The sequence below is a fragment of the Citrobacter sp. Colony219 genome (assembly GCF_019382635.1).
GTDB lineage: Bacteria > Pseudomonadota > Gammaproteobacteria > Enterobacterales > Enterobacteriaceae > Citrobacter > Citrobacter youngae.
The window spans coordinates 4548856-4561751 of record NZ_CP080033.1 but is presented as its reverse complement, the minus strand read 5'-3'; the positions used below and the strand labels follow the sequence as shown (position 1 = coordinate 4561751).

The following is a 12896-nucleotide window of genomic DNA, read 5'->3' as shown; positions in this document are numbered from 1 at the left end:
CTTCGGAGTTTTAGTCACCAGGCGGGCGCTTCTAGTAAGCAGCCCGCTTTGGGCTACTTAAATTGAACGCCTAAAAGATAAACGAGGAATCAAATGGCTCGTACAACACCCATCGCGCGCTACCGTAACATCGGTATCAGTGCGCACATCGACGCCGGTAAAACCACTACTACCGAACGTATTCTGTTCTACACCGGTGTAAACCATAAAATCGGTGAAGTTCATGACGGCGCAGCCACCATGGACTGGATGGAGCAGGAGCAGGAGCGTGGTATTACTATCACCTCCGCAGCGACTACTGCATTCTGGTCTGGTATGGCTAAGCAGTACGAACCGCATCGCGTAAACATCATCGACACCCCGGGGCACGTTGACTTCACAATCGAAGTAGAACGTTCCATGCGTGTGCTTGATGGTGCAGTAATGGTTTACTGCGCAGTTGGTGGTGTTCAGCCTCAGTCTGAAACCGTATGGCGTCAGGCAAACAAATATAAAGTTCCGCGCATTGCGTTCGTTAACAAAATGGACCGTATGGGTGCGAACTTCCTGAAAGTTGTTGGTCAGATCAAAACCCGTCTGGGCGCGAACCCTGTTCCGCTGCAGCTGGCAATTGGCGCTGAAGAAGCGTTCACCGGTGTTGTTGACCTGGTGAAAATGAAAGCCATCAACTGGAACGAAGAAGATGCAGGCGTAACCTTCACTTATGAAGATATCCCGGCTGACATGCAGGAACTGGCTGAAGAATGGCACCAGAACCTGATCGAGTCCGCTGCGGAAGCTTCAGAAGAGCTGATGGAGAAATACCTGGGTGGTGAAGAACTGACTGAAGAAGAGATCAAAAAAGCTCTGCGTCAGCGTGTTCTGAACAACGAAATCATCCTGGTAACCTGTGGTTCTGCGTTCAAGAACAAAGGTGTTCAGGCGATGCTGGATGCGGTAATTGATTACCTGCCATCCCCAGTCGACGTACCTGCGATCAACGGTATTCTGGACGACGGTAAAGATACTCCTGCTGAGCGTCATGCTAGCGATGACGAGCCGTTTGCTGCTCTGGCATTCAAAATCGCTACCGACCCGTTCGTGGGTAACCTGACCTTCTTCCGCGTGTACTCTGGTGTGGTTAACTCCGGTGACACCATCCTGAACTCCGTGAAAACTGCACGTGAACGTTTCGGCCGTATCGTACAGATGCACGCTAACAAACGTGAAGAGATCAAAGAAGTTCGCGCGGGCGATATCGCTGCTGCTATCGGTCTGAAAGACGTGACCACTGGTGACACTCTGTGTGACCCGGATCACCCGATCATTCTGGAACGTATGGAATTCCCTGAGCCGGTAATTTCCATCGCGGTAGAACCGAAAACCAAAGCTGACCAGGAAAAAATGGGTCTGGCTCTGGGCCGTCTGGCTAAAGAAGACCCGTCATTCCGCGTATGGACTGACGAAGAATCTAACCAGACCATTATCGCTGGTATGGGTGAGCTGCACCTCGACATCATCGTTGACCGTATGAAGCGTGAATTCAACGTTGAAGCGAACGTCGGTAAACCTCAGGTTGCTTACCGTGAAGCGATTCGCGCGAAAGTTACCGATATTGAAGGTAAACACGCTAAGCAGTCTGGTGGTCGCGGTCAGTACGGTCATGTTGTTATCGACATGTACCCGCTGGAGCCGGGTTCAAACCCGAAAGGCTACGAGTTCATCAACGACATCAAAGGTGGTGTAATTCCTGGCGAATACATCCCGGCCGTTGATAAAGGCATCCAGGAACAGCTGAAATCTGGCCCGCTGGCTGGTTACCCGGTTGTTGATCTGGGCGTGCGTCTGCACTTCGGTTCTTACCATGACGTTGACTCCTCTGAGCTGGCGTTTAAACTGGCCGCTTCTATCGCCTTCAAAGATGGCTTTAAGAAAGCGAAACCAGTTCTGCTTGAGCCTATCATGAAGGTTGAAGTAGAGACTCCGGAAGAGAACACCGGTGACGTAATCGGTGACTTGAGCCGCCGTCGTGGTATGCTTCGTGGTCAGGAATCCAACGTCACTGGCGTTGTTATCCATGCTGAAGTTCCGCTGTCTGAAATGTTCGGATATGCAACCCAGCTGCGTTCTCTGACCAAAGGCCGTGCTTCTTACTCCATGGAGTTCCTGAAGTACGACGATGCGCCGAACAACGTTGCTCAGGCCGTTATTGAAGCCCGTGGTAAATAATCCACAGGATTAAAACCTAAGTCCCGTGCTCTCTCCATAGGGGAGAGCACTATAGTAAGGAATATAGCCGTGTCTAAAGAAAAATTTGAACGTACAAAACCGCACGTTAACGTCGGCACCATCGGCCACGTTGACCACGGTAAAACTACCCTGACCGCTGCAATCACTACCGTACTGGCTAAAACCTACGGCGGTGCTGCTCGTGCATTCGACCAGATCGATAACGCGCCGGAAGAAAAAGCTCGTGGTATCACCATCAACACTTCTCACGTTGAATATGACACCCCGACTCGCCACTACGCACACGTAGACTGCCCGGGCCACGCCGACTATGTTAAAAACATGATCACCGGTGCTGCGCAGATGGACGGCGCGATCCTGGTTGTTGCTGCGACTGACGGCCCGATGCCGCAGACTCGTGAGCACATCCTGCTGGGTCGTCAGGTAGGCGTTCCGTACATCATCGTGTTCCTGAACAAATGCGACATGGTTGATGACGAAGAGCTGCTGGAACTGGTAGAAATGGAAGTTCGTGAACTTCTGTCTCAGTACGATTTCCCGGGCGACGACACTCCGATCGTTCGTGGTTCTGCTCTGAAAGCGCTGGAAGGCGAAGCAGAGTGGGAAGCGAAAATCATCGAACTGGCTGGCTTCCTGGATTCTTACATCCCGGAACCAGAACGTGCTATCGATAAGCCGTTCCTGCTGCCAATCGAAGACGTATTCTCCATCTCCGGTCGTGGTACCGTTGTTACCGGTCGTGTAGAACGCGGTATCATCAAAGTTGGTGAAGAAGTTGAAATCGTTGGTATCAAAGAGACTGCCAAGTCTACCTGTACCGGCGTTGAAATGTTCCGCAAACTGCTGGACGAAGGCCGTGCTGGTGAGAACGTTGGTGTTCTGCTGCGTGGTATCAAACGTGAAGAAATCGAACGTGGTCAGGTACTGGCTAAGCCGGGCTCTATCAAGCCGCACACCAAGTTCGAATCTGAAGTGTACATTCTGTCCAAAGACGAAGGCGGCCGTCATACTCCGTTCTTCAAAGGCTACCGTCCGCAGTTCTACTTCCGTACTACTGACGTGACGGGTACCATCGAACTGCCGGAAGGCGTAGAGATGGTAATGCCGGGCGACAACATCAAAATGGTTGTTACCCTGATCCACCCGATCGCGATGGATGACGGTCTGCGTTTCGCAATCCGTGAAGGCGGCCGTACTGTAGGTGCGGGCGTTGTTGCTAAAGTAATGAGCTAATTATTGATTAATTAGCTTTGAGCTTAAAAAGGGCGCTTAGGCGCCCTTTTTGCTGCCTGCAATTTAGTAGCTGTCATATTTATTCGCATTTTTTATTCATTCTCCCGCCGCGTAAATAGCGTTGTGCTATTGTAATCATAACTATTCTCATTTACACTTTGCGCAGAAATTGAACGGGAGCGATCATGTACGTTTGTTTGTGTAATGCGATAAGTGATAAAAAAATTCGTCAGGCTGTTCGCCAGTTTCATCCTCAGTCCTTTCAGCAATTACGTAAGTTTATTCCTGTTGGAAATCAGTGCGGTAAGTGCATTCGTGCTGCGCGTGAAGTCATGCAGGATGAATTAACTCAAATGCCAGAATTTAAAGAGATCGCCTAAGTCACACTCTTTTTTTTGACATCCCTGTAGCCCCATCTACGCTCTAAGAGTGGAAGCGGAGGGACTATAAAATGAAAGGTGATGTTAAAATCATAAATTATCTCAATAAACTATTGGGAAATGAGCTTGTCGCAATCAACCAGTATTTTCTCCATGCCCGTATGTTTAAAAACTGGGGACTGACTCGCCTCAATGATGTTGAGTACCATGAATCAATAGATGAGATGAAACACGCTGATAAATATATTGAGCGTATTTTATTCTTAGAAGGTCTCCCAAACTTACAAGATCTAGGTAAGTTGGGGATTGGTGAAGATGTTGAAGAGATGCTGCAATCCGATCTTCGACTCGAGCTTGATGGTGCGAAAGATTTACGCGAAGCCATTGCTTACGCCGATAGCGTTCATGACTATGTTAGTCGGGACATGATGATTGAGATCCTGACCGAAGAAGAAGGGCATATCGATTGGCTCGAAACGGAGTTGGATCTGATTGGAAAACTTGGATTGCAAAACTATCTGCAATCGCAAATTAAGGTCAGCGACTAACCGCCCTGTATCAGATTTAGCCAGCCAACAACAAAACCCGCAGCCGCCAGATATGGCCCAAAAGGCAGCGGGTTTTTTAGTTTCTTTTTTCCATGCGTTATAAATGCTACACCTGTCATGCAGCAAGCCAGCCCGGCGGCAAGTAAGATCAACAGAGGTAATGAGTCCCATCGATGCCACGCGCCAAGTGCGGCGAGAAATTTTACGTCTCCATAGCCTAATCCTTCTTGATGCCATGCCAGGCGGTATCCCCAATAGAACAGAGAAAATACACCATACCCTGCAATGGCTCCCCAAAGTGCATCGGACAACTGTGTGGGGTTGCAACATTGATGAAAAAGAAGACCACTCCAGAGAAGAGGGCAGGTAAATTTGTCGGGCAATAGGCCAGTACGCAAATCCTGAACCCCAAGCAGTCCGGATAGAGAGATATAAATCAGCAAAAAGGGAAGTTCAGTATTCATGTCTCAATCCGGTGCGAGAAAGAGCTAACTATCAGGCAAGTAGCGCTAACTGCACAACGCCCGAATATCCATTTTGCTGGCGTCTTTCCAGGGAATTTGCGTCGCGTAAAAGCGTATACAATCAGAGTGGAATAGCACTCGCATCTGCGTAAGAGTGATTAATTTCTACGCGGCACTTGCTTAAGACTGAGATTTACGTATAATGCGCGGGCTTGTCTAATATTGACAGCGGTTCGATATGAGCCACCGGTACTGCGAAAGCAATACCAGACAATGTTCCCAATCGGGGAACTCTGTAAGAACGGTTACACTCTCCCATCAATCGTAATGGGTTTGAGGAGTAACTATTTCGTCTATAAAATAATTGGAGCTCTGGTCTCATGCAGAACCAAAGAATCCGTATCCGTTTGAAAGCGTTTGATCATCGTCTGATCGATCAATCAACCGCGGAAATCGTCGAGACTGCCAAGCGCACTGGTGCGCAGGTTCGTGGTCCGATCCCGCTGCCGACCCGCAAAGAGCGTTTCACCGTTCTGATCTCCCCGCACGTCAACAAAGACGCGCGTGATCAGTACGAGATCCGTACTCACAAGCGTCTGGTTGACATCGTTGAGCCAACTGAAAAAACCGTTGATGCTCTGATGCGTCTGGACCTGGCTGCCGGTGTAGACGTGCAGATCAGCCTGGGTTAATCAGGTCATCGAGCGATTGAGAGGTTGATACAATGATTGGTTTAGTCGGTAAAAAAGTGGGTATGACCCGCATCTTCACTGAAGATGGCGTATCTATCCCAGTAACCGTTATCGAAGTTGAAGCAAACCGCGTTACTCAGGTTAAAGATCTGGCTAACGATGGCTATCGCGCTGTTCAGGTTACCACCGGTGCTAAAAAAGCTAACCGCGTAACTAAGCCGGAAGCTGGCCACTTTGCTAAAGCTGGCGTAGAAGCTGGCCGCGGCCTGTGGGAGTTCCGTCTGGCAGATGGTGAAGAATACACCGTTGGTCAGAACATTAGCGTTGAACTGTTTGCTGACGTTAAAAAAGTTGACGTAACCGGTACCTCTAAAGGTAAAGGTTTCGCTGGTACCGTTAAGCGCTGGAACTTCCGTACCCAGGACGCTACTCACGGTAACTCCTTGTCTCACCGCGTTCCGGGTTCTATCGGTCAGAACCAGACTCCGGGCAAAGTGTTCAAAGGCAAGAAAATGGCAGGTCAGCTGGGCAACGAACGTGTAACCGTTCAGAGCCTGGACGTAGTACGTGTTGACGCTGAGCGCAACCTGCTGCTGGTTAAAGGTGGTGTTCCGGGTGCGACCGGTTGCGACCTGATCGTTAAACCAGCTGTGAAGGCGTAAGGGGATAGCAATGGAATTAGTATTGAAAGACGCGCAGAGCGCGCTGACTGTTTCCGAAACTACCTTCGGTCGTGATTTCAACGAAGCGCTGGTTCACCAGGTTGTTGTTGCTTATGCAGCTGGTGCTCGTCAGGGTACTCGTGCTCAGAAGACTCGTGCTGAAGTAACTGGTTCAGGCAAAAAGCCGTGGCGCCAGAAAGGTACCGGCCGTGCGCGTTCAGGTTCTATCAAGAGCCCGATCTGGCGTTCAGGTGGCGTGACCTTCGCTGCTCGTCCACAGGACCACAGTCAAAAAGTTAACAAAAAGATGTACCGCGGCGCGCTGAAAAGCATTCTGTCCGAACTGGTACGTCAGGATCGTCTGATCGTTGTCGAATCATTCTCTGTAGAAGCGCCTAAAACTAAGCTGCTGGCACAGAAACTGAAAGACATGGCTCTGGAAGATGTGCTGATCATCACCGGTGAGCTGGACGAAAACCTGTTCCTGGCTGCGCGCAACCTGCACAAGGTTGACGTACGCGATGCAACTGGTATCGACCCGGTTAGCCTGATCGCCTTCGACAAAGTCGTAATGACTGCTGATGCTGTTAAGCAAGTTGAGGAGATGCTGGCATGATTCGTGAAGAACGTCTGCTGAAAGTGCTGCGCGCACCGCACGTTTCTGAAAAAGCGTCTACTGCGATGGAAAAAACTAACACCATCGTTCTCAAAGTTGCTAAAGACGCGACCAAAGCAGAAATCAAAGCTGCTGTGCAGAAACTGTTTGAAGTCGAAGTCGAAGTCGTTAACACCCTGGTAGTTAAAGGGAAAGTTAAACGTCACGGACAGCGTATCGGTCGTCGTAGCGACTGGAAAAAAGCTTACGTCACCCTGAAGGAAGGCCAGAATCTGGACTTCGTCGGCGGCGCTGAGTAAGTCGGAGGAGTAATACAATGGCAGTTGTTAAATGTAAACCGACATCTCCGGGTCGTCGCCACGTTGTTAAAGTGGTCAACCCAGAGCTGCACAAGGGCAAACCTTTTGCTCCGCTGGTTGAAAAAAACAGCAAATCCGGTGGTCGTAACAACAATGGCCGCATCACCACTCGTCACATCGGTGGTGGTCACAAGCAGGCTTATCGTATTGTTGACTTCAAACGCAACAAAGACGGTATCCCGGCAGTTGTTGAACGTCTTGAGTACGATCCGAACCGCTCCGCGAACATCGCGCTGGTTCTGTACAAAGACGGTGAACGCCGTTACATCCTGGCCCCTAAAGGCCTGAAAGCTGGCGACCAGATTCAGTCTGGCGTTGATGCTGCAATCAAAGCAGGTAACACCCTGCCGATGCGCAATATCCCGGTTGGTTCTACCGTTCATAACGTAGAAATGAAACCAGGTAAAGGCGGTCAGCTGGCACGTTCCGCTGGTACTTACGTTCAGATCGTTGCTCGTGATGGTGCTTATGTCACCCTGCGTCTGCGTTCTGGTGAAATGCGTAAAGTCGAAGCAGACTGCCGTGCAACTCTGGGCGAAGTTGGCAATGCTGAGCATATGCTGCGCGTTCTGGGTAAAGCAGGTGCTGCACGCTGGCGTGGTGTTCGTCCTACCGTTCGCGGTACTGCGATGAACCCAGTCGACCACCCACATGGTGGTGGTGAAGGTCGTAACTTTGGTAAGCACCCGGTAACTCCGTGGGGCGTTCAGACCAAAGGTAAGAAGACCCGCAGCAACAAGCGTACTGATAAATTCATCGTACGTCGCCGTAGCAAATAATTTTAGAGGATAAGCCATGCCACGTTCTCTCAAGAAAGGTCCTTTTATTGACCTGCACTTGCTGAAGAAGGTAGAGAAAGCGGTGGAAAGCGGAGACAAGAAGCCCCTGCGCACTTGGTCCCGTCGTTCAACGATCTTTCCTAACATGATCGGTTTGACCATCGCTGTCCATAATGGTCGTCAGCACGTTCCGGTATTTGTTTCCGACGAAATGGTCGGTCACAAACTGGGTGAATTCGCACCGACTCGTACTTATCGCGGCCACGCTGCTGATAAAAAAGCGAAGAAGAAATAAGGTAGGAGGAAGAGATGGAAACTTTAGCTCAACATCGCCATGCTCGTTCTTCTGCTCAGAAGGTTCGCCTTGTTGCAGACCTGATTCGCGGTAAGAAAGTGTCGCAGGCCCTTGATATTCTGACCTACACCAATAAGAAAGCGGCTGTACTGGTTAAGAAAGTCCTGGAATCTGCCATTGCTAACGCTGAACACAACGATGGCGCTGACATTGACGATCTGAAAGTTACGAAAATTTTCGTAGACGAAGGCCCGAGCATGAAGCGCATTATGCCGCGTGCAAAAGGTCGTGCAGATCGCATCCTGAAGCGCACCAGCCACATTACTGTGGTTGTGTCCGATCGCTGAGACTCTGGAGACTAGCAATGGGTCAGAAAGTACATCCTAATGGTATTCGCCTGGGTATTGTAAAACCATGGAACTCAACCTGGTTTGCGAACACCAAAGAATTCGCTGACAACCTGGACAGCGATTTTAAAGTACGTCAGTACCTGACTAAGGAACTGGCGAAGGCGTCTGTATCTCGTATCGTTATCGAGCGTCCGGCTAAGAGCATCCGTGTGACCATTCACACTGCTCGCCCGGGTATCGTTATCGGTAAGAAAGGCGAAGACGTAGAAAAACTGCGCAAAGTCGTAGCGGATATTGCTGGCGTTCCTGCTCAGATCAATATCGCCGAAGTGCGTAAGCCTGAACTGGACGCAAAATTGGTTGCTGACAGCATCACTTCTCAGCTGGAACGTCGCGTTATGTTCCGTCGTGCTATGAAGCGTGCTGTACAGAACGCAATGCGTCTGGGCGCTAAAGGTATCAAAGTTGAAGTTAGCGGCCGTCTGGGCGGCGCGGAAATCGCACGTACCGAATGGTACCGCGAAGGTCGCGTACCTCTGCACACTCTGCGTGCTGACATCGACTACAACACCTCTGAAGCGCACACCACTTACGGTGTAATCGGCGTTAAAGTGTGGATCTTCAAAGGCGAGATCCTGGGTGGTATGGCTGCTGTTGAACAACCGGAAAAACCGGCTGCGCAACCTAAAAAGCAGCAGCGTAAAGGCCGTAAATAAGGAGCGTCGCTGATGTTACAACCAAAGCGTACAAAATTCCGTAAAATGCACAAAGGCCGTAACCGCGGTCTGGCTGCTGGCGCGGATGTTAGCTTCGGCAGCTTCGGTCTGAAAGCTGTTGGCCGTGGTCGTCTGACTGCCCGTCAGATCGAAGCAGCACGTCGTGCTATGACCCGTGCAGTTAAGCGTCAAGGTAAGATCTGGATCCGTGTATTCCCGGACAAACCGATCACTGAAAAGCCGCTGGCAGTGCGTATGGGTAAAGGTAAAGGTAACGTAGAGTATTGGGTTGCCTTGATTCAGCCGGGTAAAGTCCTGTATGAAATGGACGGCGTACCGGAAGAGCTGGCCCGTGAAGCATTCAAGCTGGCAGCAGCGAAACTGCCGATTAAAACCACCTTTGTAACTAAGACGGTGATGTAATGAAAGCAAAAGAGCTGCGTGAGAAGAGTGTTGAAGAGCTGAACACCGAGCTGCTGAATCTGCTGCGTGAGCAGTTCAACCTGCGTATGCAGGCTGCAAGTGGCCAGCTGCAACAGTCTCACCTGTTGAAGCAAGTGCGTCGTGATGTCGCACGCGTTAAGACTTTACTGACTGAGAAGGCGGGTGCGTAATGACCGATAAAATCCGTACTCTGCAAGGTCGCGTTGTTAGCGATAAAATGGAGAAATCCATCGTTGTTGCTATCGAACGTTTTGTGAAACACCCGATCTACGGTAAATTCATTAAGCGTACGACCAAACTGCACGTACATGACGAGAACAACGAATGCGGTACTGGTGACGTGGTTGAAATCCGCGAATGCCGTCCGCTGTCCAAGACCAAATCCTGGACGCTGGTTCGCGTTGTAGAGAAAGCCGTTCTGTAATACAGTAGGCATTCTCAACGAATAAACGGCTCAGCGATGAGCCGTTTATTTTTTCTACCCATATCGTTGAAGCGGTGTTATAATGCCGCGCCCCCGATATGGGGCTTTTTTAACGACCTGATTTTCGGGTCTCAGTAGTAGTTGACATTAGCGGAGCACTAAAATGATCCAAGAACAGACTATGCTGAACGTCGCCGACAACTCCGGTGCACGTCGCGTAATGTGTATCAAGGTTCTGGGTGGCTCGCACCGTCGCTACGCAGGCGTCGGCGATATCATCAAGATCACCATCAAGGAAGCAATTCCGCGTGGTAAGGTCAAAAAAGGTGATGTGCTGAAGGCGGTAGTGGTGCGCACCAAGAAGGGTGTTCGTCGCCCGGACGGTTCTGTCATTCGCTTCGATGGAAATGCATGCGTTATTTTAAACAATAACAGCGAGCAACCTATCGGTACGCGTATTTTTGGGCCGGTAACTCGTGAACTTCGTAACGAGAAGTTCATGAAAATTATCTCTCTGGCACCAGAAGTACTCTAAGGAGCGAATCATGGCAGCGAAGATCCGTCGTGATGACGAAGTTATCGTGTTAACCGGTAAAGATAAAGGTAAACGCGGTAAAGTTAAGAATGTCCTGTCTTCCGGCAAGGTCATTGTTGAAGGTATCAACCTGGTTAAGAAACATCAGAAGCCGGTTCCGGCCCTGAACCAACCAGGCGGCATCGTAGAGAAAGAAGCAGCTATTCAGATCTCTAACCTTGCTATCTTCAACGCGGCAACCGGCAAGGCTGACCGTGTAGGCTTTAGATTCGAAGACGGCAAAAAAGTCCGTTTCTTTAAATCTAACAGCGAAACTATCAAGTAATTTGGAGTAGTACGATGGCGAAACTGCATGATTACTACAAAGACGAAGTAGTCGCTAAACTCATGACTGAGTTTAACTACAATTCTGTCATGCAAGTCCCTCGGGTCGAGAAGATCACCCTGAACATGGGTGTTGGTGAAGCGATCGCTGACAAGAAACTGCTGGATAACGCAGCAGCTGACCTGACAGCAATCTCCGGTCAAAAACCGCTGATCACCAAAGCACGCAAATCTGTTGCAGGCTTCAAAATCCGTCAGGGCTATCCGATCGGCTGTAAAGTAACTCTGCGTGGCGAACGCATGTGGGAGTTCTTTGAGCGCCTGATCACTATTGCTGTTCCACGTATCCGTGACTTCCGTGGCTTGTCCGCTAAGTCTTTCGACGGTCGTGGTAACTACAGCATGGGTGTCCGTGAGCAGATCATCTTCCCAGAAATCGACTACGATAAAGTCGACCGCGTGCGTGGTTTGGATATTACCATTACCACTACTGCGAAATCTGACGAAGAAGGCCGTGCTCTGCTGGCTGCCTTTGACTTCCCGTTCCGCAAGTAAGGTAGGGTTACTGAATGGCTAAGCAATCAATGAAAGCACGCGAAGTAAAGCGCGTAGCTTTAGCTGATAAGTACTTCGCAAAACGCGCTGAACTGAAAGCTATTATCTCTGATGTGAACGCGACCGACGAAGATCGTTGGAACGCAGTTCTCAAGCTGCAGTCTCTGCCGCGTGATTCCAGCCCGTCCCGTCAGCGTAACCGCTGCCGTCAAACAGGTCGTCCGCATGGCTATGTGGGCAAGTTCGGGTTGAGCCGTATCAAACTGCGTGAAGCCGCCATGCGCGGTGAAGTACCAGGCTTGAAAAAGGCTAGCTGGTAATTACCAATTGAATCACGGGAGTAAAGACAGATGAGCATGCAAGATCCGATCGCGGATATGCTGACCCGTATCCGTAACGGTCAGGCCGCGAATAAAGCTGCGGTCACCATGCCTTCCTCCAAGCTGAAAGTGGCAATTGCCAACGTGCTGAAGGAAGAAGGTTTTATTGAAGATTTTAAAGTTGAAGGCGACACCAAGCCGGAACTGGAACTTACTCTCAAGTATTTCCAGGGTAAAGCTGTTGTAGAAAGCATTCAGCGTGTCAGTCGCCCAGGTCTGCGCATTTATAAGCGTAAAGACGAGCTGCCGAAAGTTATGGCTGGCATGGGTATCGCAGTTGTTTCTACCTCTAAAGGTGTTATGACTGATCGTGCAGCGCGCCAGGCTGGTCTTGGTGGCGAAATTATCTGCTACGTAGCCTAATCGGAGGAAAAAATGTCTCGTGTTGCTAAAGCACCGGTCGTTATTCCTGCCGGCGTTGATGTAAAAATCAACGGTCAGGTTATTACGATCAAAGGTAAAAACGGCGAGCTGACTCGTACTCTCAACGATGCTGTTGCAGTAAATCATGCAGATAATGCACTGACCTTCGGTCCGCGTGATGGTTACGCAGATGGATGGGCTCAGGCTGGTACCGCGCGTGCCCTGCTGAACTCAATGGTTGTCGGTGTTACCGAAGGCTTCACTAAGAAGCTTCAGCTGGTTGGTGTAGGTTATCGCGCAGCGGTTAAAGGGAATGTAGTAAACCTGGCTTTAGGTTTCTCTCACCCAGTTGACCATCAGCTGCCTGCGGGAATCACTGCAGAATGTCCGACTCAGACTGAGATCGTGCTGAAAGGCGCTGATAAACAGCTGATCGGTCAGGTTGCAGCAGATCTGCGCGCCTACCGTCGTCCTGAGCCTTATAAAGGCAAGGGTGTTCGTTACGCCGACGAAGTCGTGCGTACCAAAGAGGCTAAGAAGAAGTAAGG

General features: G+C 50.1%; 22 protein-coding genes. 21 read left to right on the top strand and 1 reads right to left on the bottom strand.

Annotated features, from left to right (window positions below; genetic code table 11):
- The first annotated feature begins 93 nt into the window (after nt 1-93).
- From fusA to bfr, 4 genes are all read left to right on the top strand, one after another.
- A complete protein-coding gene (gene fusA, locus JTI85_RS20290) occupies nt 94-2208 on the top strand; it encodes an elongation factor G (protein WP_003023659.1) in 2115 nt (704 codons plus the stop codon).
- Between the two features lie 69 nt (nt 2209-2277).
- Complete coding sequence (gene tuf / locus JTI85_RS20285; RefSeq protein WP_003031109.1) at nt 2278-3462, top strand: elongation factor Tu; 1185 nt, start codon at nt 2278-2280, stop codon at nt 3460-3462.
- Nucleotides 3463-3647: 185 nt separating this feature from the next.
- Nucleotides 3648-3842 (top strand): bacterioferritin-associated ferredoxin, encoded by a 195-nt coding sequence (bfd, locus tag JTI85_RS20280; RefSeq protein ID WP_003031111.1) that lies wholly within the window; start codon nt 3648-3650, stop codon nt 3840-3842.
- A gap of 71 nt (nt 3843-3913) precedes the next feature.
- Nucleotides 3914-4390 carry a bacterioferritin gene (gene bfr, locus JTI85_RS20275; RefSeq protein ID WP_040232010.1) on the top strand — a complete coding sequence of 159 codons (477 nt, stop codon included), beginning with the start codon at nt 3914-3916 and terminating at the stop codon, nt 4388-4390.
- Here bfr and JTI85_RS20270 read toward each other — a convergent pair.
- Nucleotides 4387-4854, bottom strand: a complete 468-nt coding sequence (locus JTI85_RS20270; RefSeq protein WP_048213524.1) for an A24 family peptidase — start codon at nt 4852-4854, stop codon at nt 4387-4389. The two genes, bfr and JTI85_RS20270, sit on opposite strands and share 4 nt — an antisense overlap.
- A 380-nt stretch (nt 4855-5234) precedes the next feature.
- Between JTI85_RS20270 and rpsJ the strand changes: the two genes are divergently transcribed.
- From rpsJ to rplF, 17 genes are all read left to right on the top strand, one after another.
- Complete coding sequence (gene rpsJ / locus JTI85_RS20265; protein ID WP_001181005.1) at nt 5235-5546, top strand: 30S ribosomal protein S10; 312 nt, start codon at nt 5235-5237, stop codon at nt 5544-5546.
- Nucleotides 5547-5578: 32 nt separating this feature from the next.
- Nucleotides 5579-6208 (top strand): 50S ribosomal protein L3, encoded by a 630-nt coding sequence (rplC, locus tag JTI85_RS20260; RefSeq protein WP_003031117.1) that lies wholly within the window; start codon nt 5579-5581, stop codon nt 6206-6208.
- Nucleotides 6209-6218: 10 nt separating this feature from the next.
- Nucleotides 6219-6824, top strand: a complete 606-nt coding sequence (gene rplD / locus JTI85_RS20255; RefSeq protein WP_003031119.1) for a 50S ribosomal protein L4 — start codon at nt 6219-6221, stop codon at nt 6822-6824.
- On the top strand, nt 6821-7123 hold the full coding sequence (rplW, locus tag JTI85_RS20250) for a 50S ribosomal protein L23 (protein ID WP_000617546.1): 303 nt from the start codon (nt 6821-6823) through the stop codon (nt 7121-7123). The genes rplD and rplW overlap by 4 nt, the downstream gene beginning before the upstream one ends.
- 17 nt (nt 7124-7140) lie before the next feature.
- Nucleotides 7141-7962: a 50S ribosomal protein L2 gene (gene rplB / locus JTI85_RS20245; RefSeq protein ID WP_000301869.1), complete on the top strand. Its 822-nt coding sequence runs from the start codon at nt 7141-7143 to the stop codon at nt 7960-7962.
- A gap of 16 nt (nt 7963-7978) precedes the next feature.
- Entirely contained in the window at nt 7979-8257 is a 279-nt protein-coding gene (rpsS, locus tag JTI85_RS20240; protein WP_001138115.1) for a 30S ribosomal protein S19, read from the top strand.
- 14 nt (nt 8258-8271) lie between these two features.
- Nucleotides 8272-8604 (top strand): 50S ribosomal protein L22, encoded by a 333-nt coding sequence (gene rplV / locus JTI85_RS20235; RefSeq protein WP_000448832.1) that lies wholly within the window; start codon nt 8272-8274, stop codon nt 8602-8604.
- A gap of 17 nt (nt 8605-8621) precedes the next feature.
- Nucleotides 8622-9323, top strand: coding sequence for a 30S ribosomal protein S3 (rpsC, locus tag JTI85_RS20230; RefSeq protein WP_000529945.1), 702 nt, complete (start codon nt 8622-8624; stop codon nt 9321-9323).
- Between the two features lie 12 nt (nt 9324-9335).
- On the top strand, nt 9336-9746 hold the full coding sequence (rplP, locus tag JTI85_RS20225) for a 50S ribosomal protein L16 (RefSeq protein ID WP_000941208.1): 411 nt from the start codon (nt 9336-9338) through the stop codon (nt 9744-9746).
- Nucleotides 9746-9937 (top strand): 50S ribosomal protein L29, encoded by a 192-nt coding sequence (gene rpmC / locus JTI85_RS20220; protein WP_000644742.1) that lies wholly within the window; start codon nt 9746-9748, stop codon nt 9935-9937. The genes rplP and rpmC overlap by 1 nt, the downstream gene beginning before the upstream one ends.
- On the top strand, nt 9937-10191 hold the full coding sequence (rpsQ, locus tag JTI85_RS20215; protein WP_003031120.1) for a 30S ribosomal protein S17: 255 nt from the start codon (nt 9937-9939) through the stop codon (nt 10189-10191). Before rpmC ends, rpsQ begins: the two co-directional genes overlap by 1 nt.
- A gap of 163 nt (nt 10192-10354) precedes the next feature.
- Nucleotides 10355-10726 (top strand): 50S ribosomal protein L14, encoded by a 372-nt coding sequence (rplN, locus tag JTI85_RS20210; protein ID WP_000613954.1) that lies wholly within the window; start codon nt 10355-10357, stop codon nt 10724-10726.
- 10 nt (nt 10727-10736) lie between these two features.
- Nucleotides 10737-11051, top strand: a complete 315-nt coding sequence (rplX, locus tag JTI85_RS20205; RefSeq protein WP_003031122.1) for a 50S ribosomal protein L24 — start codon at nt 10737-10739, stop codon at nt 11049-11051.
- 14 nt (nt 11052-11065) lie between these two features.
- Entirely contained in the window at nt 11066-11605 is a 540-nt protein-coding gene (gene rplE, locus JTI85_RS20200) for a 50S ribosomal protein L5 (protein ID WP_003031123.1), read from the top strand.
- A 14-nt stretch (nt 11606-11619) separates the two neighbouring features.
- On the top strand, nt 11620-11925 hold the full coding sequence (gene rpsN / locus JTI85_RS20195) for a 30S ribosomal protein S14 (RefSeq protein ID WP_003031125.1): 306 nt from the start codon (nt 11620-11622) through the stop codon (nt 11923-11925).
- 30 nt (nt 11926-11955) lie between these two features.
- A complete protein-coding gene (rpsH, locus tag JTI85_RS20190; protein WP_003031127.1) occupies nt 11956-12348 on the top strand; it encodes a 30S ribosomal protein S8 in 393 nt (130 codons plus the stop codon).
- Nucleotides 12349-12360: 12 nt separating this feature from the next.
- A complete protein-coding gene (gene rplF, locus JTI85_RS20185; RefSeq protein ID WP_048213523.1) occupies nt 12361-12894 on the top strand; it encodes a 50S ribosomal protein L6 in 534 nt (177 codons plus the stop codon).
- Nucleotides 12895-12896: the final 2 nt, after the last annotated feature.

Bases quoted from the DNA above. Each gene is read 5' to 3' on its own strand.
- rpsH (WP_003031127.1), top strand. From the start codon at position 11,956: ATGAGCATGCAAGATCCGATCGCGGATATGCTGACCCGTATCCGTAAC.
- rpsQ (WP_003031120.1), top strand. From the start codon at position 9,937: ATGACCGATAAAATCCGTACTCTGCAAGGTCGCGTTGTTAGCGATAAA.
- rplC (WP_003031117.1), top strand. From the start codon at position 5,579: ATGATTGGTTTAGTCGGTAAAAAAGTGGGTATGACCCGCATCTTCACT.
- rpsJ (WP_001181005.1), top strand. From the start codon at position 5,235: ATGCAGAACCAAAGAATCCGTATCCGTTTGAAAGCGTTTGATCATCGT.
- JTI85_RS20270 (WP_048213524.1), bottom strand. From the start codon at position 4,854: ATGAATACTGAACTTCCCTTTTTGCTGATTTATATCTCTCTATCCGGA.
- rplE (WP_003031123.1), top strand. From the start codon at position 11,066: ATGGCGAAACTGCATGATTACTACAAAGACGAAGTAGTCGCTAAACTC.
- bfd (WP_003031111.1), top strand. From the start codon at position 3,648: ATGTACGTTTGTTTGTGTAATGCGATAAGTGATAAAAAAATTCGTCAG.
- rplB (WP_000301869.1), top strand. From the start codon at position 7,141: ATGGCAGTTGTTAAATGTAAACCGACATCTCCGGGTCGTCGCCACGTT.
- bfr (WP_040232010.1), top strand. From the start codon at position 3,914: ATGAAAGGTGATGTTAAAATCATAAATTATCTCAATAAACTATTGGGA.
- rplV (WP_000448832.1), top strand. From the start codon at position 8,272: ATGGAAACTTTAGCTCAACATCGCCATGCTCGTTCTTCTGCTCAGAAG.
- rplN (WP_000613954.1), top strand. From the start codon at position 10,355: ATGATCCAAGAACAGACTATGCTGAACGTCGCCGACAACTCCGGTGCA.
- rplP (WP_000941208.1), top strand. From the start codon at position 9,336: ATGTTACAACCAAAGCGTACAAAATTCCGTAAAATGCACAAAGGCCGT.
- rpsS (WP_001138115.1), top strand. From the start codon at position 7,979: ATGCCACGTTCTCTCAAGAAAGGTCCTTTTATTGACCTGCACTTGCTG.
- rpsN (WP_003031125.1), top strand. From the start codon at position 11,620: ATGGCTAAGCAATCAATGAAAGCACGCGAAGTAAAGCGCGTAGCTTTA.
- rplX (WP_003031122.1), top strand. From the start codon at position 10,737: ATGGCAGCGAAGATCCGTCGTGATGACGAAGTTATCGTGTTAACCGGT.
- rpsC (WP_000529945.1), top strand. From the start codon at position 8,622: ATGGGTCAGAAAGTACATCCTAATGGTATTCGCCTGGGTATTGTAAAA.
- rplF (WP_048213523.1), top strand. From the start codon at position 12,361: ATGTCTCGTGTTGCTAAAGCACCGGTCGTTATTCCTGCCGGCGTTGAT.
- fusA (WP_003023659.1), top strand. From the start codon at position 94: ATGGCTCGTACAACACCCATCGCGCGCTACCGTAACATCGGTATCAGT.
- rplW (WP_000617546.1), top strand. From the start codon at position 6,821: ATGATTCGTGAAGAACGTCTGCTGAAAGTGCTGCGCGCACCGCACGTT.
- rplD (WP_003031119.1), top strand. From the start codon at position 6,219: ATGGAATTAGTATTGAAAGACGCGCAGAGCGCGCTGACTGTTTCCGAA.
- rpmC (WP_000644742.1), top strand. From the start codon at position 9,746: ATGAAAGCAAAAGAGCTGCGTGAGAAGAGTGTTGAAGAGCTGAACACC.